At 66.3% G+C, this 19,589-nt stretch carries 19 protein-coding genes; 12 read left to right on the top strand and 7 right to left on the bottom strand.

Features of this window, described 5'->3' with window-relative positions; translation table 11 throughout:
* The first annotated feature begins 9 nt into the window (after positions 1-9).
* Entirely contained in the window at positions 10-1,110 is a 1,101-nt protein-coding gene (locus C8C94_RS00215; protein WP_121419276.1) for an AI-2E family transporter, read from the top strand.
* Positions 1,111-1,210: 100 nt separating this feature from the next.
* On the opposite strand, the gene C8C94_RS00210 is transcribed toward C8C94_RS00215, so the two are convergent.
* Entirely contained in the window at positions 1,211-2,281 is a 1,071-nt protein-coding gene (locus C8C94_RS00210) for a PHB depolymerase family esterase (protein ID WP_121419275.1), read from the bottom strand.
* A gap of 309 nt (positions 2,282-2,590) precedes the next feature.
* Here C8C94_RS00210 and C8C94_RS00205 point away from each other — a divergent pair, with 309 nt between their 5' ends.
* From C8C94_RS00205 to C8C94_RS00190, 4 genes are read left to right on the top strand one after another with little or no spacing between them, the layout of a single operon-like run.
* Positions 2,591-3,160 (top strand): cysteine hydrolase family protein, encoded by a 570-nt coding sequence (locus tag C8C94_RS00205; RefSeq protein ID WP_121419274.1) that lies wholly within the window; start codon positions 2,591-2,593, stop codon positions 3,158-3,160.
* A gap of 15 nt (positions 3,161-3,175) precedes the next feature.
* The gene (locus C8C94_RS00200) at positions 3,176-3,964 is read left to right on the top strand and encodes a carbon-nitrogen hydrolase family protein (protein ID WP_121419273.1); all 789 of its coding nucleotides are present in this window, start codon (positions 3,176-3,178) and stop codon (positions 3,962-3,964) included.
* On the top strand, positions 3,961-4,596 hold the full coding sequence (locus tag C8C94_RS00195) for a DJ-1/PfpI family protein (protein ID WP_121419272.1): 636 nt from the start codon (positions 3,961-3,963) through the stop codon (positions 4,594-4,596). The genes C8C94_RS00200 and C8C94_RS00195 overlap by 4 nt, the downstream gene beginning before the upstream one ends.
* Positions 4,597-4,633: 37 nt before the next feature.
* Positions 4,634-5,635, top strand: a complete 1,002-nt coding sequence (locus tag C8C94_RS00190) for a GlxA family transcriptional regulator (protein WP_121419271.1) — start codon at positions 4,634-4,636, stop codon at positions 5,633-5,635.
* A gap of 328 nt (positions 5,636-5,963) precedes the next feature.
* Here the strand turns inward: C8C94_RS00190 and C8C94_RS00185 are convergent, their stop codons facing one another.
* Positions 5,964-6,953: a Bug family tripartite tricarboxylate transporter substrate binding protein gene (locus C8C94_RS00185; RefSeq protein WP_121419270.1), complete on the bottom strand. Its 990-nt coding sequence runs from the start codon at positions 6,951-6,953 to the stop codon at positions 5,964-5,966.
* A 41-nt stretch (positions 6,954-6,994) separates the two neighbouring features.
* Complete coding sequence (gene argH / locus C8C94_RS00180) at positions 6,995-8,464, bottom strand: argininosuccinate lyase (RefSeq protein WP_121419269.1); 1,470 nt, start codon at positions 8,462-8,464, stop codon at positions 6,995-6,997.
* A 52-nt stretch (positions 8,465-8,516) separates the two neighbouring features.
* Here argH and C8C94_RS00175 point away from each other — a divergent pair, with 52 nt between their 5' ends.
* Both C8C94_RS00175 and C8C94_RS00170 read left to right on the top strand, forming a co-directional pair.
* Positions 8,517-9,812: a sensor histidine kinase gene (locus tag C8C94_RS00175; protein WP_121419268.1), complete on the top strand. Its 1,296-nt coding sequence runs from the start codon at positions 8,517-8,519 to the stop codon at positions 9,810-9,812.
* The gene (locus C8C94_RS00170; protein WP_055394454.1) at positions 9,793-10,551 is read left to right on the top strand and encodes a LytTR family DNA-binding domain-containing protein; all 759 of its coding nucleotides are present in this window, start codon (positions 9,793-9,795) and stop codon (positions 10,549-10,551) included. Before C8C94_RS00175 ends, C8C94_RS00170 begins: the two co-directional genes overlap by 20 nt.
* A 59-nt stretch (positions 10,552-10,610) precedes the next feature.
* On the opposite strand, the gene ppk2 is transcribed toward C8C94_RS00170, so the two are convergent.
* Complete coding sequence (ppk2, locus tag C8C94_RS00165) at positions 10,611-11,525, bottom strand: polyphosphate kinase 2 (protein ID WP_121419267.1); 915 nt, start codon at positions 11,523-11,525, stop codon at positions 10,611-10,613.
* A gap of 120 nt (positions 11,526-11,645) precedes the next feature.
* Between ppk2 and C8C94_RS00160 the strand changes: the two genes are divergently transcribed.
* Positions 11,646-12,713, top strand: a complete 1,068-nt coding sequence (locus C8C94_RS00160; RefSeq protein WP_233573346.1) for a transporter — start codon at positions 11,646-11,648, stop codon at positions 12,711-12,713.
* 85 nt (positions 12,714-12,798) lie between these two features.
* Complete coding sequence (locus C8C94_RS00155; protein WP_121419266.1) at positions 12,799-13,650, top strand: plasmid replication/partition related protein; 852 nt, start codon at positions 12,799-12,801, stop codon at positions 13,648-13,650.
* A gap of 3 nt (positions 13,651-13,653) precedes the next feature.
* Here C8C94_RS00155 and C8C94_RS00150 read toward each other — a convergent pair whose 3' ends face one another.
* Both C8C94_RS00150 and murJ read right to left on the bottom strand, forming a co-directional pair.
* Positions 13,654-14,505, bottom strand: coding sequence for a SirB1 family protein (locus C8C94_RS00150; RefSeq protein ID WP_121422607.1), 852 nt, complete (start codon positions 14,503-14,505; stop codon positions 13,654-13,656).
* A gap of 82 nt (positions 14,506-14,587) precedes the next feature.
* Positions 14,588-16,153 carry a murein biosynthesis integral membrane protein MurJ gene (murJ, locus tag C8C94_RS00145; protein WP_121419265.1) on the bottom strand — a complete coding sequence of 522 codons (1,566 nt, stop codon included), beginning with the start codon at positions 16,151-16,153 and terminating at the stop codon, positions 14,588-14,590.
* Between the two features lie 201 nt (positions 16,154-16,354).
* Between murJ and rpsT the strand changes: the two genes are divergently transcribed.
* Positions 16,355-16,657, top strand: coding sequence for a 30S ribosomal protein S20 (gene rpsT, locus C8C94_RS00140; protein ID WP_121419264.1), 303 nt, complete (start codon positions 16,355-16,357; stop codon positions 16,655-16,657).
* A 185-nt stretch (positions 16,658-16,842) separates the two neighbouring features.
* Here rpsT and C8C94_RS00135 read toward each other — a convergent pair whose 3' ends face one another.
* A complete protein-coding gene (locus C8C94_RS00135; protein ID WP_121419263.1) occupies positions 16,843-17,166 on the bottom strand; it encodes a DUF3579 domain-containing protein in 324 nt (107 codons plus the stop codon).
* Between the two features lie 268 nt (positions 17,167-17,434).
* Between C8C94_RS00135 and C8C94_RS00130 the strand changes: the two genes are divergently transcribed.
* Both C8C94_RS00130 and argF read left to right on the top strand, forming a co-directional pair.
* Positions 17,435-18,631 (top strand): aspartate aminotransferase family protein, encoded by a 1,197-nt coding sequence (locus C8C94_RS00130; RefSeq protein WP_121419262.1) that lies wholly within the window; start codon positions 17,435-17,437, stop codon positions 18,629-18,631.
* A 17-nt stretch (positions 18,632-18,648) separates the two neighbouring features.
* Entirely contained in the window at positions 18,649-19,581 is a 933-nt protein-coding gene (gene argF, locus C8C94_RS00125) for an ornithine carbamoyltransferase (protein ID WP_216845874.1), read from the top strand.
* Positions 19,582-19,589 lie beyond the last annotated feature (8 nt).

Here is a 19,589-nt window from a genome sequence, read left to right as displayed (position 1 = left end):
TTTCAGCGCATGGCGCAGCGCCCCCCTTCTGCCCCCGTCGCCCCCGCACCGCCCGAGCCCACCACGCTGCCACCGCGCGCCCTGACCCGGGGCGTTGTGGTGGCCAGCTACCTGCTGGTGGCGGCCGTGCTGCTGCTGGTGATGTGGCGCGGCCTGCTGCCGGGCCTGTTGTGCGTGTGCCTGGGCTTTCTGCTCACGCGGGCCCTCACGCGCTGGTTTGCCCAGGGCCTGGGACGGGTGCAGCGCCAGTCCACCCCTTCCGCCCGCAGCCTGCGGGTGGCGCAGGTGGTGGCGGCAGGTCTGGTCATGCTGCTGCCGCTGGCGCTGCTGGCCGCCGGACTGACGCACTCGCGGGGTTATCTGGTCGATGCCCCGCAGCAATACCGTGAGCTGCTCAACTACATGGCGCGCACGGTGCTGGAGCTGCGCCTGAAGCTGCCTGCCGACATGGCGGCCCACCTGCCCGAGGGCGCGGCTGAAATCCAGCGCATCATCGCCAACTACCTGGGCGCCAAGGCCGGCGCGCTGGCCATGGCCGGGCGCGCCTGGCTGGCAGGGCTGCTGTTTGCCTATGTGGGCCTGCTCATCGGCGCGCTGGCGGCCGTGCGCCCACCAGCCCTCGCGCGCGGCCCGCTGGCCCAGCAGCTCAAGCTGCGCATCACACTGTTTGGCGAGGCGTTCCGGCAGATCGTGGCCGCGCAGTTCTGGATTGCGGCGTTCAACACCCTGCTCACCGCGCTGTTCCTGCTGTTTGTGCTGCCGCTGTGGAATCTGGAGCTGCCCTACACGCCCGTGCTGATCACGTTCACGTTCATTGCCGGGCTCGTGCCCATCGTGGGCAACCTGGTGTGCAACGTGGTGATCACCATCGTGGGGCTGTCGGTGTCGCCGCTGGCGGCGGCCGCCTGCCTGGGCTTTCTGATCCTGATCCACAAGGCCGAATACGTGATCAACGCCAAGGTGGTGGGCCGCCGCACGCAGATGGGCGTGTGGGAGCTGCTGAGCGTGATGTTCGTGGCCGAGGCCGTGTTTGGCCCCGCCGGGCTGGTGGCGGCCCCGCTGTTTTATGCCTACCTCAAGAAGGAACTGGTGGCAGCGCGGCTGGTGTAGCCGGCCATGGATGCTGCCACCGGCAGCATCAAACACCACATCCACTACAAACTTTATAGCTTCTCACGCTTGACAGATAAGCGCTAGAGCCTATTTCTATTCATTTTTTTGCAAACTGCCGCGCCACAAAGGCCCACACCAGGGCCGAGGCATCCGGCCCGGCCGGGTCGCTGAACGGCAATTGCGCCACGCCGCCGCTCCAGGCGTGAGCCAGACCCGCCACTTCGCGCAGTGCCACCACGGTGCGGCCCCGGGTCTTGAATTCGGTCACCCGCATGGCCTGGCGCTGGCCACGCTGCAGGGTGCGCAAGGCTCCGGCCCGCGCGCCCAGCGCGTCCGCCCACAGCAGGGCCGTGGCCGCCGCGTTACGCACCGAGACCACACCATCGGCATCGCCATGCAGCACCAGCAGGGGCGGCAGCGGCAGCACGGAAGGGGTTGCGCCCTGGTTGAGGGAGACACCCAGGGGCTCTGGCAGGTGCGCAGCGCGCCGCCCGTGCATGGCGGCCAGCGCCGTGGCGGCCGATTCGGCCGTGCCCGGTGCCACCCCGGAATGCATGGCCACGGCACAGAACCGCTGGGGATAGAGCGCGGCCATCAGCACGGCCATGCTGGCACCGGCCGACAAGCCCGCCACGGCCACACGGGCCAGGTCCACCGGGTAGCGGCGCGCCACCTTGTCCACCGCAGCCAGCAGCGTGGCTGCCTCGGCCTGGGCCTTGCCGTTGCGACGCTCAAACCAGTTCCAGCAACCATGGGCGTTGGCCATGCGCTCCTGCTCGGGGTACAGCACCAGAAAACGCTCGCGCGCGGCCAGCCGGTTCATGCGCGTGGCGGCAGCCAGATCGCCCCCCGTCTGGCCGCAGCCATGCAACATGACCAGCAAGGGCAGTTTCTCGTCTGCTTTCAGCGCCAGCCCTGGCGGGATGTAGAGGTGGTAGCGCCGCGCGCCCGCAGGCCCGGGTGCAATGCCACCGACCCACTCTCCGCGAGCGGGCACGGGCTTGCTGGCCGCGCGCCGGGCGGGCACCACTGGCGCAGGCACCACCCGGCGCTGCGCAGCCGGGGCCTTGGCGCGCACAGGGCGCGCCGCCCGGGCAAAGGCCTTCAGATTGCGCTGGTAGGCCCGCGTCAGCGCTGACAGGGAAAACAAGCGGGAGCGTCTGGCCATGGCAAGGAGTTGTGTAGTGGGTGGGCTGTAGAGGTCAAAAATTTAGGGAAAACCCTAATCACCATAACAGCTTATGCGGCTCACCGCGCAAAACTATCAATCTGATAGCTACAAAACATTACCCATACAGCGTTAATCGCCTTTTTCCAGACAACCCCATGGCCCGCTTGCCCACCATTCCCTGTGAAACCTCGCCAAGACCTCCACCGATGGCGTAAATTGATCGAAACCTGTCCCGTCTGGCGCGGACTCCACGCCTTAGCTTAATAAAAATAGAGGCTTCAAACCATCCATCGAAAGAAGCACACCATGAATACATGTCTGATTGTGATTGACGTCCAGGAGTCTTTTCGCCACCGCCCTTACTTCACCACGCACGACCTGCCCGCCTATCTGCAGGCCCAGAACGCCCTGATCGAAGGCTGCGTGGCGCGCGGCGTGCCGGTGGTGCGGGTGTTCCACAGCGATGGCCCCGAAGTGCCAGAGAATGCGTTTTCGCAGGTGTCAGGCCAGGTGCGCGCACTCGATGGCTTGGCGCCCTTCGAGGCGGCCGCCACCTTCACCAAGTCGCGCCACAGCGCGCTGGTGGGCACGGGACTGGACGTGTGGTTGACGCGCCATGGCATCCAGCGCCTCATCATCAGCGGCATCCGCACCGAACAATGCTGCGAAACCACCACGCGCCACGCCTCGGACCTGGGCTGGGAGGTGGACTATGTGACCGACGCCACCTTGACCTGGGACATGGTGCAGCCCGACGGCCAGACGCTGGCAGCCGCCGACATCAAGACCCGCACCGCCACGGTGCTGCAGGGCCGCTTTGCCACCCTGCGCACCGTGCGGGAAGCCCTGGACGCCCTGGAAGCGGCCGCAGCCTGACCGCCGGAGAACACCATGCGCGCCACTGTCTGCGAATTGCCCTACCAACCCCATCTGCTCGAAGCTGCCTGGGTAGCACTGTGCGCCCACACCCACAGCGCGCAATCCGAGCTGGTGCTGCTGCCCGAGTTCGCCTTTGTCGAGCCGGTGTGGGAATCGCTCCCCGCCGATCCAGCACGCTGGGGCGCCGCCGTCGCACTCAGCGACGCCTGGGCAGCCCGCCTGCCCGAGCTGGGCGCCGACTGGGTGGTGGGCGCGCGCCCGGTCACTGCGGGCGGGCAGCGCTTGAACGAAGGCTTTCTCTGGTCCGCGCAGACCGGCTACGCGCCCCTGCGGCGCAAGTTTCACCTGCCCGATGAACCGGGTGGCTGGGAGGCCCAGTGGTTTGAGCGCGGTGATGCAGCATTTCCCCGTTTCAACGCCGGGCCGCTGGCCTTCGGCCTGAATATTTGCACCGAACTCTGGGCGCTGGACACCTATGCCCACTATGCGGCGCTGGGCGGGCTGCAGGCCATCCTGTCGCCGCGCGCCACAACGGCCGCCACCACCGACAAATGGCTGGCCGTGGGCACCGTTGCGGCCGTGCGCACTGGCGCCTACAGCCTGTCGTCCAACCGCACGGACCACGCTGCAGGCACCTATGGCGGCGCGGGCTGGGTCATCAGCCCCGATGGCGCCCTGCTCGCCCGCACCACGGCAGAACAACCCTTTTGCACCATCGATATCGACCTGAACGCCACAACGACTGCGCACGGCACCTATCCGCGTTATGTGTTTGCCCCCCCTCCCCGCACCACACCATGACCACACCATCTGCCATCAAACCCCCAAAGCCCCTGCAAGTCGCCATCCTCGTTTTTGACGAGGTGGAAGCCCTGGACCTGGGCGGCCCCTACGAAGTGTTCACCACCGCCGTGCGCATGGCGCAGCGCCTGCAGCCTGGCGCACCCGCGCCATTTGCCGTGCAGTGCGTGGCCCGCAGCCTGGCCCCCGTGCGGGCCCGCGCTGGTCTGCGCGTGCTGCCGGACGCGGACTTCACCAGCGCCACCGCGCCCGATGTGCTCATCGTGCCCGGCGGCGTGGTGGACGCCGCCGCGGCCTGCGCAGACACCCGCGCCTGGGTGGCCCAGGCGGCGCGTGGTGCGCAGATCACCGCATCGGTGTGCACGGGTGCGTTCATCCTGGCAGCCGCAGGCGTGCTGACCGAAGGCCCTGCCACCACCCACTGGGAGGACATTGCTGACCTGCGGGCGCAGTTTCCCGCGCTGGATGTGCGGGAAAATGTGCGCTGGGTAGACCGGGGGGCGCTGGTCACGTCGGCCGGCATCAGCGCCGGCATTGACATGAGCCTGCATCTGGTCACCCGGCTGGCGAGCGCAGCACTTGCGGAGCGCACCGCCCGCCAGATGGACACCCCGTGGAACAGGGAGCCATAAAACGCCTTGGGAGCGGCGCCTTTTTCAAGAACTTGTCATGCAGGACACCACACCTTCCCCCATCCACGTGTACTTCGCCCTGCTGCCTGGCAGCCTGGTGCTGGACTGGGCGGGCCCGGCCGAGGCGCTGCGGATTGCCAACCAGACCCTGGTCGCCCTGGGCCAACCAGAGCGCTTTGTGCAGCACTTCGTGAGCCCCACGCCCGAGTCCATGTCGTCCGTGGGGGTCGCTGTCACCGGGCTGGCGCCGCTGCCTGACACACTGCCCAGCCCCGCGTGGGTGGTACTGGTGGGCCTGGCAGGCCACCACATCGACGTGAGCGGCGCCGAAGCCCAGGCGCTGCTGCACTGGCTGCGCGGCCTGCGCCCGGTGGCGGGGCAGCTGGAGCTGGTCACCGTGTGCGCGGGCGCGGTGCTGGCCGCCCATGCAGGGCTGCTGACCGGCCGGCGCGCCACCACGCACCACCTGCACCTGGACGAGCTGGCCCTGGTAGACCCACGCTGCGACGTGGCCGCCAACCGCGTGTTCGTAGCCGATGGCCCCATCTACACCAGCGCAGGCGTGACCACCGGCATCGACCTGCTGATCCACCGCATCTCCGACATCTGCAGCCCCACGGTGGCGGTGCAGGTGGCGCAGGCCATGGTGATCGGGCTGCGCCGGGGGCCGGACGACCCGCAGTTCTCGCCGTTTCTGCACCACCGCAACCACATGCACCCCGCACTGCACCGCGTGCAGGACGCCGTGGGCCAGCAACCGCAGGCCGACTGGAGCGTGCCGCAGATGGCCGAGGTGGCACACACCTCGCCGCGCCACCTCACGCGGCTGTTTCTGGAACATGCGGGCATCGCCCCGCTGCAGTACCTGCGGCGCATCCGCCTGGCCACGGCCGAGGCCGCGCTGCGGTCTGGCCAGAACGTGACGCAGGCGGCGCTGATGGCGGGGTTCAGCTCCGACACCCAGCTGCGCCGGGCCTGGCACCAGTTCGGGCGCGGAGGCACGCCGTCGCAGGGTACGGGCCGGGCGCGCGCGCACTGAACTGCGGGCACCGGCCCGCTTCGCAGCCTCGGCCACGGCCCCAAAAGGCACCCGCCGCGACGGCACAGACACTGCCATGAAAGAGCCATCGCACCGATGAGAATGAACATCTGCAGGCCCCGCGCCTGCAGCAGACTCTGGACACCCTGCCGGAGGAGCGCTTTGACCGGGTCACGGCTTTTGCGGCGCACCAATTCAAAGGCCCGGCCCAGCCTTAGAAATCTGAAGCACGTGAATCCGCAGTTTGTATTTCCGCAATTCGACCGTTCTCAGGAACTGGAGGATGCAGCGGCATCCGCTCGACTGACCACACCAATCACGCCCTGGCCTACTGCGCCACAAACCCGCTGGTCTTGATGATGCGCGTCCAAGCCTCGGTGTAGGCCGCCTGGCGGGTGGCCAGCTGCTGCGGTGTCATGTAGCCCACCGTGAGGCCCATGGCCGTCAGGTGCTCGCGCACATCCGGCATCGCCACCACCTTGGACAGGGCGATGGAGAACTCGGTGATGAACTTCTGCGGTGTGCCGGTGGGGGCGTAGATGCCGTAGTACGGCAGGTCTTCAAAGCCCTTGAGGCCCATTTCGTCGAACGTGGGCACATCGGGCATGGCGGCCTGGCGCTTGGTGCCGAGCACGCCCACCACGCGCACCTTGCCCGCCTTGTGGTTCTCGATGAAATCCTGCACCGAGGCGACGCCTGCACCGATCTGGTTGCCCAGCATGTCGGCCATCATGGGCGCGCTGCCCCGGTAGGGGGCGGACACCAGGTCGATCTGGTACTTCTGCCCGATCAGCTTGACCAGGAATTCGGGGGTGGAAGCTGGCGCCGGGATACCCACGGCCCCCTTGCCCTGGCCCGCCGTGCGCACCCAGTTGACGTAGTCGCCGAACGACTTGGCGGGCGTGCCTCCAGAGACGGCAAATGCATTCACAAAGGTGGCAAAGCCGCCGACGGGAACGAAGTCGCGCACCGGGTCGAAGCCGGCGTTCTTGACCACCTGGGGCAGGATGGAGATGGTGTGGTCGTGCGTGATGAACAGCGTGGTCCCATCGGGCACTGCGGCTTTGAGCGCCTGGGCCGCAATCTGGCCCCCGGCGCCAGGGCGGTTCTCCACCACCACTGGCACGCCCAGTTCGTCCTTGAGCTTCTCGGACAAGGTGCGCGCAATGGCGTCCGAACCACCGCCGGGCGGGAACCCCACCAGCAGGCGAATGGGCTTGGCCGACTGCGCCGACGCGAGCCCCACGGTCAGCGCAGCCCCCAGAAAGGCGCTGGTGCGCAAAAGACGGGACAACAGGCTGCGGCGGGATGGGGTCATGGCAAAAGCTCCAAAAGGATGTGCAATGGGCACCGCAAAAATCAGGCCAGGCGTGCCCGGTGGCGCGCAAGCTGTGCACGCACCTGCGCCGGGGCCGTACCTCCCAGCGTATTGCGGGCATTAAGCGAGCCACGCAGGCTCAGGCACTCGTACACATCCTTCTCGATGGCGGGGTGAAAGCCCTGCAGCACCGTCAAAGGCAGCTCCGACAGGTCGCACGCGTGCGAGGTGGCCGCCTTCACGGCATGGGCCACGGTTTCGTGCGCGTCGCGGAAGGGCAGGCCCTTCTTCACCAGGTAGTCGGCCAGGTCGGTGGCCGTGGCGTAGCCCTTGAGGGCGGCCTGCTCCATGGCTTGCGCGTTCACGGTGATGCCGCCTTCCTTTTGGCCCGTGGCGGGGTTCATCTGGCCGCCCACCATCTCGGCAAAGATGCGCAGTGTGTCTTTGAGCGTGTCCACGGTGTCGAACAGTGGCTCCTTGTCTTCCTGGTTGTCCTTGTTGTAGGCCAGGGGCTGGCCTTTCATCAGGGTGATCAGGCCCATCAGGTGGCCGACGACGCGGCCGGTCTTGCCGCGCGCCAGTTCCGGCACATCGGGGTTCTTCTTCTGCGGCATGATTGAGCTGCCGGTGGTGAAGCGGTCGGCGATCTTGATGAAGCCGAAGTTCTGGCTCATCCAGATGATGAGTTCTTCGCTCAAGCGGCTCACGTGCACCATGCACAGGCTGGCGGCGGCGGTGAATTCGATGGCGAAGTCGCGGTCGCTCACGGCGTCCAGGCTGTTCTGGCACACGCCTTCCATGCCCAGCGTCTTGGCCACGCGCTCGCGGTCCAGCGGGTAGGTGGTGCCCGCCAGCGCCGCGCTGCCCAGGGGCAGCACGTTGGTGCGGCGGCGCACGTCGGCCATGCGCTCGGCGTCGCGCTTGAACATCTCCACATAGGCCAGCATGTGGTGGCCAAAGCTCACCGGCTGTGCCACCTGGAGGTGGGTGAAGCCGGGCAGGATCACCTCGACGTTCTGCTCGGCCACATCCACCAGCGACACCTGCAGCTCTTTGAGCAGGTCACCAATCAAATCAATCTCGCCGCGCAGCCACAAGCGCACGTCCGTGGCCACCTGGTCATTGCGGCTGCGGCCGGTGTGCAGGCGCTTGCCGGCATCACCCACCAGCTGGGTCAGGCGGGCTTCGATGTTCAGGTGCACGTCTTCGAGGTCGAGCTTCCACTCGAACGCACCGGACTCGATTTCCGAAGTGATCTGTGCCATGCCACGCTGGATGGAGGCGTGGTCGGAGGCAGAGATGATGCCCTGCGCGGCGAGCATCTCGGCATGTGCCAGGCTGCCTGCAATATCGGCCTGCCACAGGCGCTTGTCGAAGAACACGCTGGAGGTGTAGCGCTTGACCAGGTCGCTCATGGGCTCGGAAAACAACGCCGACCAGGCCTGGGCCTTGGTGTCGAGCTGGTTGTGGGACGGCGCAGAGTCAGCGCTGGTGGCTTGGGCTTTGGACATAAGGAGGGCAATAATCCGGAGGTTCAGACACCCGGACAACCCGGGCGCCGCAATGCAAAACACGCAAATTTTATCGACCCAGCCCCCGCTGCCCGATTCTGGCCCGCCAGAAAGGTCTGCGCGCAGCGTGCGGGCGGCCGCTGGCGCCGGGCCGGGCGGGCAGCCGCCGCGCGGGCGGGCCCTGGTGTTTGACGCCTGCCAGGTGGGCGTGGTGCTGCGGGCCGTGCTGTTCGTGGAGCTGGTGGTGGGCGTGGGCGCGATGTATGGGGCGGGCAACCCTGTGGAATGGCTGGCCACCCTGGCACTGCTGACGGGCGGTGCGCTGCCCGCCACGCTGCTGTGGCTGGTCACGGCCTGCAGCCTCAAGACCGTGCTGCAGCGACTGACCACCGTGCAGCAATACCTGGCGGGCGTGCTGCTGGGTGCCCTGGCCGGGGCCTATGCCTGCGGCATGCTGGCGCTGGTGGCGCAGCCCACCTCGGCCCCCTGGCTGGCCAGCGCCGCCACGGGCGCGCTGCTGGCCGCCATGCTGGTGGCCGCGCTGGTGCTGCGCGCGCGGGGCCGCACGCCCGCAGCCACCACGGCGCGCCTGACGGAGCTGCAGTCACGCATCCGCCCCCATTTTCTGTTCAACACGCTCAACAGCGCCATCGCGCTGGTGCGCGAAGAACCGGCCAAGGCCGAATCGCTGCTGGAAGACCTGTCCGACCTGTTTCGGGTCGCCCTCATCGAGCAGGGTGAATCGACCACGCTGGCCGAAGAAATCACGCTCGCGCGCCGCTACCTGGGCATCGAAGAGGTGCGCTTTGGCAAACGCCTGCAGGTGCAGTGGAACCTGGACCCCCGCACCGACGGCGCCCGCCTGCCCCCGCTGCTGCTGCAGCCTCTGGTGGAAAACGCCGTCAAACACGGCGTGGAGCCCAGCGACCGGGGTGGCAAGCTCCGCGTGCTGACCGAGCTGCGCGGCAGCCGTGTGGTGGTGCGCATTACCAACACCCTTCCCCCCAAGGAAGGCAAGAACGGCCATGGCAATGGCGAAGACACCGCACCCCGGGGCCACGGCATTGCGCTGGCCAATGTACGTGCGCGGCTGGCGCTGTTGCACGATGTGCAGGGCGAGTTCACCGCTGGCGTGCAGGACGGCCTCTACCAGGTGCGCATTACCCTGCCCGCCCCCGCCCAGCCCCGCCCCCGGGGTGGGCGCAGCACAGCACCGCCCGCGCGCCGCAGTTCTGGCAACCCCGGCAACCGCCATGGCAGCCGCGCGGCGCCGTTGCAGCGCCGCATGGTGGACAGCCCCAACGACAACAACAGCCCCTTGAGAGACCATGAACATCCTGATCGTTGACGATGAAGCCCTTGCGCGCAGCCGCCTGCGGACCCTGCTGGCCGATTGCGCCCAGGCCCAGCCCGCTCAGCGCATGACGGTGGCCGAGGCCTCCAACGCGAGCGAAACCATGGCACTGCTGGGGCCCACGGGCGGACGGGGTTTTGACCTGGTACTGCTCGACATCCACATGCCCGGCCAGGACGGCCTGGCCCTAGCCCACACCCTGCAGACCCTGCCCCAGCCCCCGGCGGTGGTGTTTGTGACGGCCCACGCCGACCACGCCGTGAGCGCGTTCGAGCTGGACGCCACCGACTACCTGACCAAGCCCGTGCGCCGCGAACGCTTGCAGCAGGCACTGGCCAAGGCGCAGCGCAGCGCACGCCCTTCCGCACCCGCCCAGGCGCCCAGCCTGCCCGAAGGCGAAACCCTGCTGATCCAGGACCGGGGCCGCACCGAACGCCTGCCCCTGGCCGAGGTGCTGTACTTCAAGGCCGAGCAGAAGTACGTGACCGTGCGCACCACCACCCGCAGCTACATCATGGACGGCTCGCTCAGCGAGATAGAAACCAAGTTCGCCCCGCGCTTCCTGCGCATCCACCGCAATGCGCTCGTGGCCCGCCGCGCCGTGCGTGCACTGGAGAAACACTACGACCCCGAAGAAGGCGAAGGCTGGGCGGTGCGGCTGCAGGGATCCACCGAATTGCTGGCGGTCTCCCGCCGGCAAGTCGCGGCTGTGCGAGAGGAGTTGGCGCGCTGATTTTGGCCGCTAGCGCTTGATAGTCAAGCGCATATAGCTATTAATTTGATAGCAGTTCTTCAATACACCTCGGGCACGTACATGCTCGCGGGCACCGGCTGGCGCAGGTATTCAGGGTTGCGCACCCGCTCGGGCAGCACCACGGTCGGGTGGGGCACCTCTTGGTAGGGCAGTTGCGACAGCAGGTGGGCGATGCAATTGAGGCGGGCCTTTTTCTTGTCCACCGCCTGCACGACCCACCAAGGCGCCTCGGGGATGTGGGTGCGCTCCAGCATCGTCTCTTTGGCCTTCGTGTAGGCCTCCCAGCGCACGCGGCTTTCCAGGTCCATGGGGCTGAGCTTCCACTGCTTGAGCGGATCGTGGATGCGGCCCAGAAAGCGCAGATGCTGCTCTTCGTCGGTGATGGAGAACCAGTATTTGACGAGTGTGATGCCCGAGCGCACGAGCATCTTTTCAAACTCAGGCACGGTGCGGAAGAACTCTTCGTATTCGTCGTCGGTGCAAAAGCCCATCACCCGTTCGACGCCCGCACGGTTGTACCAGCTGCGGTCAAACAGCACCATCTCGCCGGCCGCAGGCAGGTGCGCCACATAGCGCTGAAAGTACCACTGGGTGCGCTCGCGGTCGTTGGGCGCAGGCAGTGCCGCCACACGGGCCACGCGCGGGTTCAGACGCTGGGTGATGCGCTTGATCACGCCGCCCTTGCCGGCTGCATCGCGTCCCTCGAACAGGATCACCACCTTCTGGCGGCTGTGCTGCACCCAGTCCTGCAGCTTGACGAGTTCACCCTGCAACTGGAACAGATCCTTGAAATACTGCTGGCGCGCCAGGCGATCGGTGGGCTGCGGCGCGCCGATGTCGTCCACATTGCGGTCCTCGATCTCCAGCTCCAGCTCTTCGTCGTAGCTGTCGATGAGGTCGTTGGCGATGCGCTGCATCAGCTCCTGGGTGTCAAGGGTGTTGCTGTGGAACATGGTGCCGTCCGGCGGTGCAAAAAAAAGATGGCGCCATGGTGGTACCGCCAAGTGACAGGACCGTGACACGGGTGTGATCTGTCACGACCATGTCATGTGCAGCGGCCAGGATGCAGGCCCGTGCACTCCGCTCCCCCCGCCCCTCACCGCCCCAACGCTGCGCCTGCAGGCAACAGCCTGAACTATGGGGGTGATGCCGCCGGGCTCATCTGCGGCTACCTGCTCGCCGCAAACACCGCGCCGCGCGAGGTCGATACCGTGCAGGCGGCGCAGTGGCTGGCAAGCATTCCATCAGGAGCCGCACCGCAAGGGCAGTTCCTGTGGCTGCATTTCAATCTTAGCCACGCGCAGGCCGTGCGCTGGATGGAGCGGCATGCCGACCTGCCCGAAGCTTTTTTTGACGCGCTCAAGGACCGTTCTGTGTCCACCCGCATCGAGCGCGACGACGACACGCTGATCGCGGTGCTCAACGACGCACACTTTGACTTTGCGTTCGAGCCCTCGGACATCGCCACCCTGTGGACCAGCGTGGCGCCTCACCTGATGGTGACTGGGCGCACACGCCCGTTGCGGTCGGTGGACGCACTGCGCACCGCCGTGCGCAGCGGCAATGCGCCCTGCTCCAGCGTGGCCCTGCTGGCCGAGCTGATGCGCACGCAGGCCTCGGGTCTGGTGGACATCGTGCGCGGCGTAACGCAGCGCATCGACGACGTGGAAGACGCGTTGCTGGCCGGACGCCTGGACCACAAACGCGCACGCCTGGGTGTGCTGCGGCGGCTGCTGGTGCGGCTGCAGCGGCTGCTGGCGCCCGAACCTGCTGCATTGTTCCGCCTGCTGCAGCATCCCCCGGCCTGGATGGGCTCGGACGATGCGCAGGAGCTGCGCGACTCCACGGAAGAGTTCTCGGTGGTGTTGCGCGACATGCAGGGACTGCAAGAGCGCATCAAACTGCTGCAGGAAGAGATCGCAGCCAGCGTGCAGGAAGCCAACAGCCGCAGCCTCTTTGTGCTGACGGTGGTGACCGTGCTGGCCCTGCCCATCAACATCCTGGCCGGCCTGTTCGGTATGAATGTGGGCGGCGTGCCGCTGGCCGACAACGGGCATGGCTTCTGGATCATCGTGGCCGTGGTGGCGGCCTTTACAGCGGTAGCGGGCTGGCTGGCGCTGCGGGGCACGCGAGACCCGTAGTGCCCAGGGCGGCGCCCTGGCCCAGGACTCTTGTCGGGGCCTCTACAATCGCGCCCCTTCCCCGCTCCCGATTGCCTGCCCTGCCATGAACATCGTCGTCAACGAAGAACTCAAAGCCTACATCGAACCCCTGACCCCCGACGAACACGAGGCGCTGGAGCGCAGCATCCTCGCCGAAGGCTGCCGCGACGCGCTGGTGCTGTGGGGCGATGTGCTGGTGGACGGCCACAACCGCTATGGCATCTGCCAAAAGCATGGCCTGCCGTTCCAGACGGTGCAGAACCCGCGCTTTCAGTCGATGGAAGACGTGCACCTGTGGATGATCGACCAGCACCTGGGACGCCGCAGCGTATCGGATTTCCAGCGCGGTGTACTGGCGCTGCGCAAGCGCGAGATCATGGCCGACCGCAAGGCCCGCGCAACGACGTCCACAGACACCGAAGCGGCCACCACCACCCCTGACACCCCCGAAGCTGCGGCCGCCCTGCCCGCACCCTCGCCCCTGGACAGCCGCGAAGCCATTGCCAAGGCCGCGCGCCTGAGCAGCAGCCAGGTGGTGATGATCGAAAAAATCCAGAAGCAGGCCGCACCGGAACTGGTGGCGGCCGTGAAGTCCGGCACCATCTCCATCAATGCGGCAGCTGCCGTAGCCACGCTGCCCGCCGAGGAGCAGGTGGCAGCCGTCGTGGCAGGCAAGGACGAACTCAAGCAGGCCGCCAAGCGCGTGCGCGAACTCAACAAGCGCAAGCCACGCGAAGAAGCGCCATCGGACGAAAGCCCTGCGGCCAAGGACGCCAGCCCGGGCGCTGAAGCGGGCGCCGATGAACTGCAGGCCCTGCGGGCCCGCGTGGCAGAACTGACGGCAGAGAACACCGAGCTGCGTCGGCAGGTGGCGCAATTGCAGGCGGCACTGCCAGAAGGCAGCGCGCCGTTCTGAGCGTTAGCCGTTGGCGTTGCGCAGCGCGCTCAGCCGGTCAGCGATCAGGTCGATGTCGAGCCCGTCTTCGGCGTGGGCCAGGTAGGCTTCCAGATCGGCCATCGCTTCGAGGGTGTTGCCCCGCTCGGCATGGGCCAGCCCCCGATCGCGCCGCTCGCCCCAGGCGTCAGGCAGCAGCACGATGAGCCGGTCGAGCACGGTGATCAAGCGCTGCCAGTCGTGCTGCGTGCGGTGCACCTCTTTCAGATTGCGCAGCATGCGCGCAATGATGTCGCGCGGTGTGGCCGCCTGCAGGTACAGGCCCAGCGGCACGTCGTAGTCGTCCACCAGACCGTTGCGGCGCTTGTAAGGCTCCAGCCGTTCGGCAAGCTCTTCGCGGCTGAGCGACTGGCCCGAGATCGGGTCCAGCACCACCTGTCCTTTGGGCAGCAGCACCTTGACCATGAAGTGCCCGGGGAATGCAATGCCCCGGGCGTGCAGGCCCAGGCCCTGGGCCAGCTCCATCCACAACACGGCCAGGCTGATGGGGATGCCCCGGCGCGTTCGCAGCACGGCGTTGAGATAGCTGTTTTCGGGGTCGTAGTAGTTATTGATGTTGCCGCCAAAGCCCAGGTCGACAAAGAAAAACTGGTTGAGCGTACGCAGTCGCTGCAGCGCAGGTGCGTCGGCAGGCAGGCGGCGCTTGATGCGCGCAAGCAACTGGTCCATATCGCCCAGCAGTTGCTGCATGTCGAGCTCAGGGTATTCGTCCTGCGCCAGGCTGGCCGCTGCCTCCAGCAGCGGGAAGTGATCATCGCTTTGCACCAGCGATGCAAAGTACTCCAGCGAGGTGGGTACGGAATAGCTCAGTGACATGGTGGTGTTGTAAGTGCCGGGGCGGGCGGCGTCAAGCGACAGAAAGCCCTTCTTGACAGGGCATTTGTGGCCTTCGGTGAAATCAGCGCCGCAGCAACTGGCGCAGCTTGAGCCCGGCTGCCCACAGCGCGCCAAAGTACAGCACGGCAGCAGCAGCCATGAGCGCCGCCAGCAACCCTATCCGCTGCAGGGTTTGCCCCCTCATTTCCACCCAGTCGAAATGCTGCGCACCCCATACCAGCAGCACGGCCAGCAAGGCGCTCGCAGCGATCACCTGCAGGGCGAACTTGCCCCACCCCGGCAGGGGCCGGTAGCTGCCGCGCCGCAGCAGACCGATCAACAGCCAACCGGCATTGATGAGTGCGCCAATGCCGATGGTCAACGTCAGGGCCGCATGCTGCAGGTAACGCACCAGCACCAGGTTCATCAACTGGGTCAGCACCAGCACCGCCACCGCAATGAGCATGGGGGTGCGCATGTCATGTTTGGCATAGAAGCCCGGCGCCAGCACCTTGATGGCCACAATGCCCACCAGGCCCACACCGTAACCCGTGAGGGCCAGGGTGGTTTGGCGCACGTCCTGGTCGCCAAAGGCCCCATAGTGGTACAGCACCGCCACCAGCGGCTCTGAAAAGACCAGCAAGGCCACCATGCAGGGCACGGACAACAGCACCACCAGGCGCAGCCCCCAGTCAAGCATGGCCGAGTACTGGTCGTCGTCCTGCTTGGCGCGGGCGCTGGCCAGCTGCGGCATCAGTACCACACCCAGCGCCACGCCCAGCAGCGCGGTCGGCAGCTCCATCAGGCGGTCTGCGTAGGTGATCCAGCTCACGCTGCCAGTGGGCAGGTGCGAGGCAATCTGCGTATTGATCAGCAGGGATATCTGCGCCACGCTCACCCCCAGCAGCGCGGGCAGCATCAGCCGTGCCACTTTGCGCGTGGTGGGGTCGGACCAGGCGGCACGAATGGCCGCCCAGCGCACCCCGATGCGCGGCAGCAACCCCAGGCGTACCAGCGCAGGCACCTGGATGGCCAGTTGCAGCAAGCCACCCAGCATCACCCCCGCGGCCTGGGCGTAAATGGGCTCGATGCCATGGCGGGAAAACCAGGGTGCGCCCACCGTGATGGACAGGATCAGTGCGATGTTGAGCAGCACCGGCGACGCCGCCGGCACTGCAAACTTCTTCCAGGTATTGAGAATGCCCCCCGCCAGCGCCACCAGCGACATGAAGCCGATGTAGGGGAACATCCAGCGCGTCATGGTGACGGCGGCGTCAAAGCCCTGGGGCGACTGCTTGAGCCCGCTGGCCATGCCCCACACCATCCAGGGGGCGCCCAGCACGCCAGCAATACACAGCAGCACCAGCGTCCATGCCAGCAAGGTGCCCACATGGTCGATCAGCGCGCGGGCACTCTCTTCGCCCTCCTGGGCACGGGTGGCGGACAGCACCGGGACAAAAGCCTGGCTGAAGGCGCCCTCGCCCAGCACCCGCCGGAACAGATTGGGGATACGAAATGCCACATTGAAGGCGTCCGTCATGGCACTAACCCCAAAGACGGAAGCCATGAGAAGCTCTCGCACCAGCCCGGTGATGCGGGAGGCAAGGGTCAAAAGGGAAACGGTGGAGGCGGCTTTGAACAGTGACACGGGCGGGAGTGTATTCCCCCTGAGCCGCTTCGCGCCTTCCCCCAGAGGGGGACGCACCCTGTGGCCCGGCAGAGCCGGTTCCAGGGGTACGCTAGCGATGGCGCTACGCCGGTTTTGAACACCATGGCGATGAACAAACAGCCTTGGGCTATAATCGCGGGCTTTGCTGGCATCATCCTCAGACCTCAAGGAAACTAAACCATGGCATCCGCTAAACCCAAGAAGAAGAACCCGCGCCTGGCGTCGGGCCGCAAGCGCGTCCGTCAGGACACCAAGCTCAACGCCGCGAACACCTCGCTGCGCTCCAAATACCGTACCGCTGTCAAGAACGTCGAAAAGGCTGTTCTGGCTGGCGACAAGACCAAGGCGACCGAACTGTTCGCCAAGATGCAAGCCGTGGTGGACTCCGTGGCCGACAAGGGCATCTTCCACAAGAACAAGGCTGCTCGCGACAAGAGCCGCCTGTCTGCCAAGGTGAAAGCCCTGGCACTGGCAGCCGCCTAACCTCTCTCGGCCTGCCCCGGCAGGCCAACAGCCCGAACGGCCCGTGCCGTTCGCCGTTTGTAACGGGTGCGCTGCCAGCAAAACGAGAAACCGCCTTCGGGCGGTTTTTTCGTTGCTGGAACGGATTGAAGGTTCGGGTTGGGGTTTTCCGCCCGGCAGACGTACCCGGCGCCGCTGCAGCGCCTTTACTTGCTGGAAGCAGGGGTATCGGGCAGCAGGCAGGCCTCAGCCACCTGCAGGTTGTTGTCGCGCGCGAAGTTGATGACGAAATCCCAGGCCATGGGCTCGTGGTCGCGCAAATCGCGGTTCACAACCACGCACTTGACGCCATTGAGGGTGGTCGGAATGCACCAGGGCGAATAGCTCAAGTGGCTTCCCGGGCGCGCGCCGCCAGGGCGAAAGCTGCTCATCACCCCGGCCAGACGCTCCGCCCAGTCGCTGGGGCGAAAGGTTTTCCCGTCATGGGTGACGCCCTGAATGAAGACTTCTTTGGAGGTGGGAGAAACCATCGGGATTGGAGTGATAAGGAGGCGCCTGACACAGGATCACTGCACGCTGCGCCGCAGCCCGCCATTCTAACTCTTATATAAGAGCTAGCCCTCTAATCTCCATGGATGGCCGCACAGAGGGGCCTTTCATACGGTATGCCCTGCATCGCAGTGATGCGCAATCGTCAATAGCCGCCCGCCGGGCTCCCCCTAGAATCGTGCTTCGCTTTTTCGGGTTCATACCGGCCACGAGCCGGCCCCTTCACCGCACCGTCTGGAGATTTCCGCAATGACCGCTACCACCCCGGCAGCCTCGCCCCACGTGATGAACACCTATGGCCGCGTGCCCATCGCGCTGGCCCGCGGTCAGGGCTGCCGAGTGTGGGACGTGAACGGCAAGGAATACCTGGACGGCCTCGGCGGCATCGCCGTGAACACGCTGGGGCATAACCACGCCAAGCTGGTGCCCGCGCTGCAGGACCAGATCACCAAGCTGATCCACACCTCCAACTACTACCACGTGCCGCTGCAAGAGCAACTGGCCGCCAAGCTGGTGGAGCTGTCGGGCATGCAGAACGTGTTCTTCTGCAATTCGGGCCTGGAGGCCAATGAAGCCGCGCTCAAGATCGCGCGCAAGTTCGGCGTGGACAAGGGGATCGCCAAGCCCGAGATCGTGGTGTACGAGAAGGCCTTCCACGGCCGGTCGATTGCCACCATGTCGGCCACGGGCAACCCCAAGATCCACAGCGGCTTTGGGCCGCTGGTCGAAGGTTTCATCCGCGTGCCCATGAACGACATCGAGGCCATCAAAAAGGCGACCGAGGGCAACCCCAATGTGGTGGCCGTGTTCTTCGAGACCATCCAGGGCGAAGGTGGCATCAATTCGATGCGCGTGGAATACCTGCAGCAGCTGCGCAAGCTGTGCGACGAGCGCGGCTGGCTCATGATGATTGACGAAGTGCAGTGTGGCGTGGGCCGCACCGGCAAGTGGTTTGCGCACCAATGGGCAGGCATCGTGCCCGACGTGATGCCCCTGGCCAAGGGCCTGGGCTCGGGCGTGCCGATTGGCGCGGTGGTGGCTGGCCCCAAGGCCGCCAACGTGCTGCAGCCCGGCAACCACGGCACCACCTTTGGTGGCAACCCCCTGGCCATGCGCGCGGGGGTGGAAACGCTGCGCATCATGGAAGAAGAAGGCCTGCTGCAGAACGCCGCCAAGGTGGGCGACCACCTGCGGGCAGCGCTGCAGCGCGAACTGGGCAGCCTGCCCGGCGTGAAGGAAATTCGCGGCCAGGGCCTGATGCTGGGCATCGAGCTCGCCAAGCCCTGCGGCGCACTGATCGGCCGCGCGGCCGAAGCCGGCCTGCTGCTCTCGGTCACGGCCGACAGCGTGATCCGCCTCGTGCCCCCGCTGATCCTCACCACCGCCGAGGCTGACGAGATCGTCGCCAAGCTGACCCCGCTGGTCCAGGCCATCCTGGCCGAATGAATCCAAGCCACACCGCCATGACGACAACGCTGAAACACTACCTGCAGTTCACCGATCTCACCGCCGACGAGTGCGCCTACCTGTTCGAGCGCGCCGCCGTCATCAAGAAAAAGTTCAAGTCGTACGAGAAATACCACCCGCTGGTGGACCGCACGCTGGCCATGATCTTCGAAAAGGCCAGCACCCGCACGCGCGTGAGCTTCGAGGCCGGCATGTACCAGCTCGGCGGCAGCGTGGTGCACCTGACCACCGGCGACAGCCAGCTGGGCCGCGCGGAGCCCATCGAGGACAGCGCCAAGGTCATCAGCCGCATGACCGACCTCGTGATGATCCGCACCTACGAGCAGGCCAAGATCGAGCGCTTCGCCGCCAACTCCCGTGTGCCCGTCATCAACGGCCTGACCAACGAATTCCACCCGTGCCAGATCCTGGCGGACATCTTCACCTACATCGAGCACCGCGGCTCCATCCAGGGCAAGACGGTGGCCTGGGTGGGCGACGGCAACAACATGGCCAACACCTGGCTGCAGGCGGCCTCGCTACTGGGCTTCAAGGTGCACGTGAGCACACCTCGCGGCTACGAAGTCGATGAGAAACTGGCCGCGGGCGCACACGGGATCAGCGCCAGCAGCTATCAATTTTTCAGCAACCCGCTGGAAGCCTGCCAAGGCGCCGATCTGGTCACCACCGACGTGTGGACCAGCATGGGCTACGAGGCCGAGAACGAAGAGCGCAAGAAGGCCTTTGCCGACTGGTGTGTGGATGCGGAAATGATGGCCGCCGCCAAGCCTGATGCGCTGTTCATGCACTGCCTGCCTGCGCACCGGGGCGAGGAGGTCGAGGCGGATGTGATCGACGGACCGCAGTCGGTGGTGTGGGATGAGGCTGAGAACCGCATGCATGTGCAGAAGGCACTCATGGAGTACCTTCTGCTCGGCCGCATCGCCTGATTTTTTGG

The organism is Acidovorax sp. 94, from assembly GCF_003634645.1.
In the GTDB taxonomy this organism is placed as follows: Bacteria; Pseudomonadota; Gammaproteobacteria; order Burkholderiales; family Burkholderiaceae_C; genus Acidovorax; species Acidovorax facilis.
Note: the sequence above shows the minus strand (reverse complement) of the source record. Positions and strands in the feature narration are given on the sequence as shown.

Bases quoted from the DNA above. Each gene is read 5' to 3' on its own strand.
- C8C94_RS00170 (WP_055394454.1), top strand. From the start codon at position 9,793: ATGAACATCCTGATCGTTGACGATGAAGCCCTTGCGCGCAGCCGCCTG.
- C8C94_RS00150 (WP_121422607.1), bottom strand. From the start codon at position 14,505: ATGTCACTGAGCTATTCCGTACCCACCTCGCTGGAGTACTTTGCATCG.
- C8C94_RS00155 (WP_121419266.1), top strand. From the start codon at position 12,799: ATGAACATCGTCGTCAACGAAGAACTCAAAGCCTACATCGAACCCCTG.
- argH (WP_121419269.1), bottom strand. From the start codon at position 8,464: ATGTCCAAAGCCCAAGCCACCAGCGCTGACTCTGCGCCGTCCCACAAC.
- ppk2 (WP_121419267.1), bottom strand. From the start codon at position 11,525: ATGTTCCACAGCAACACCCTTGACACCCAGGAGCTGATGCAGCGCATC.
- rpsT (WP_121419264.1), top strand. From the start codon at position 16,355: ATGGCATCCGCTAAACCCAAGAAGAAGAACCCGCGCCTGGCGTCGGGC.
- C8C94_RS00205 (WP_121419274.1), top strand. From the start codon at position 2,591: ATGAATACATGTCTGATTGTGATTGACGTCCAGGAGTCTTTTCGCCAC.
- C8C94_RS00200 (WP_121419273.1), top strand. From the start codon at position 3,176: ATGCGCGCCACTGTCTGCGAATTGCCCTACCAACCCCATCTGCTCGAA.
- C8C94_RS00215 (WP_121419276.1), top strand. From the start codon at position 10: ATGGCGCAGCGCCCCCCTTCTGCCCCCGTCGCCCCCGCACCGCCCGAG.
- C8C94_RS00135 (WP_121419263.1), bottom strand. From the start codon at position 17,166: ATGGTTTCTCCCACCTCCAAAGAAGTCTTCATTCAGGGCGTCACCCAT.
- C8C94_RS00210 (WP_121419275.1), bottom strand. From the start codon at position 2,281: ATGGCCAGACGCTCCCGCTTGTTTTCCCTGTCAGCGCTGACGCGGGCC.
- C8C94_RS00130 (WP_121419262.1), top strand. From the start codon at position 17,435: ATGACCGCTACCACCCCGGCAGCCTCGCCCCACGTGATGAACACCTAT.
- C8C94_RS00195 (WP_121419272.1), top strand. From the start codon at position 3,961: ATGACCACACCATCTGCCATCAAACCCCCAAAGCCCCTGCAAGTCGCC.
- C8C94_RS00175 (WP_121419268.1), top strand. From the start codon at position 8,517: ATGCAAAACACGCAAATTTTATCGACCCAGCCCCCGCTGCCCGATTCT.
- C8C94_RS00185 (WP_121419270.1), bottom strand. From the start codon at position 6,953: ATGACCCCATCCCGCCGCAGCCTGTTGTCCCGTCTTTTGCGCACCAGC.
- argF (WP_216845874.1), top strand. From the start codon at position 18,649: ATGACGACAACGCTGAAACACTACCTGCAGTTCACCGATCTCACCGCC.
- C8C94_RS00190 (WP_121419271.1), top strand. From the start codon at position 4,634: ATGCAGGACACCACACCTTCCCCCATCCACGTGTACTTCGCCCTGCTG.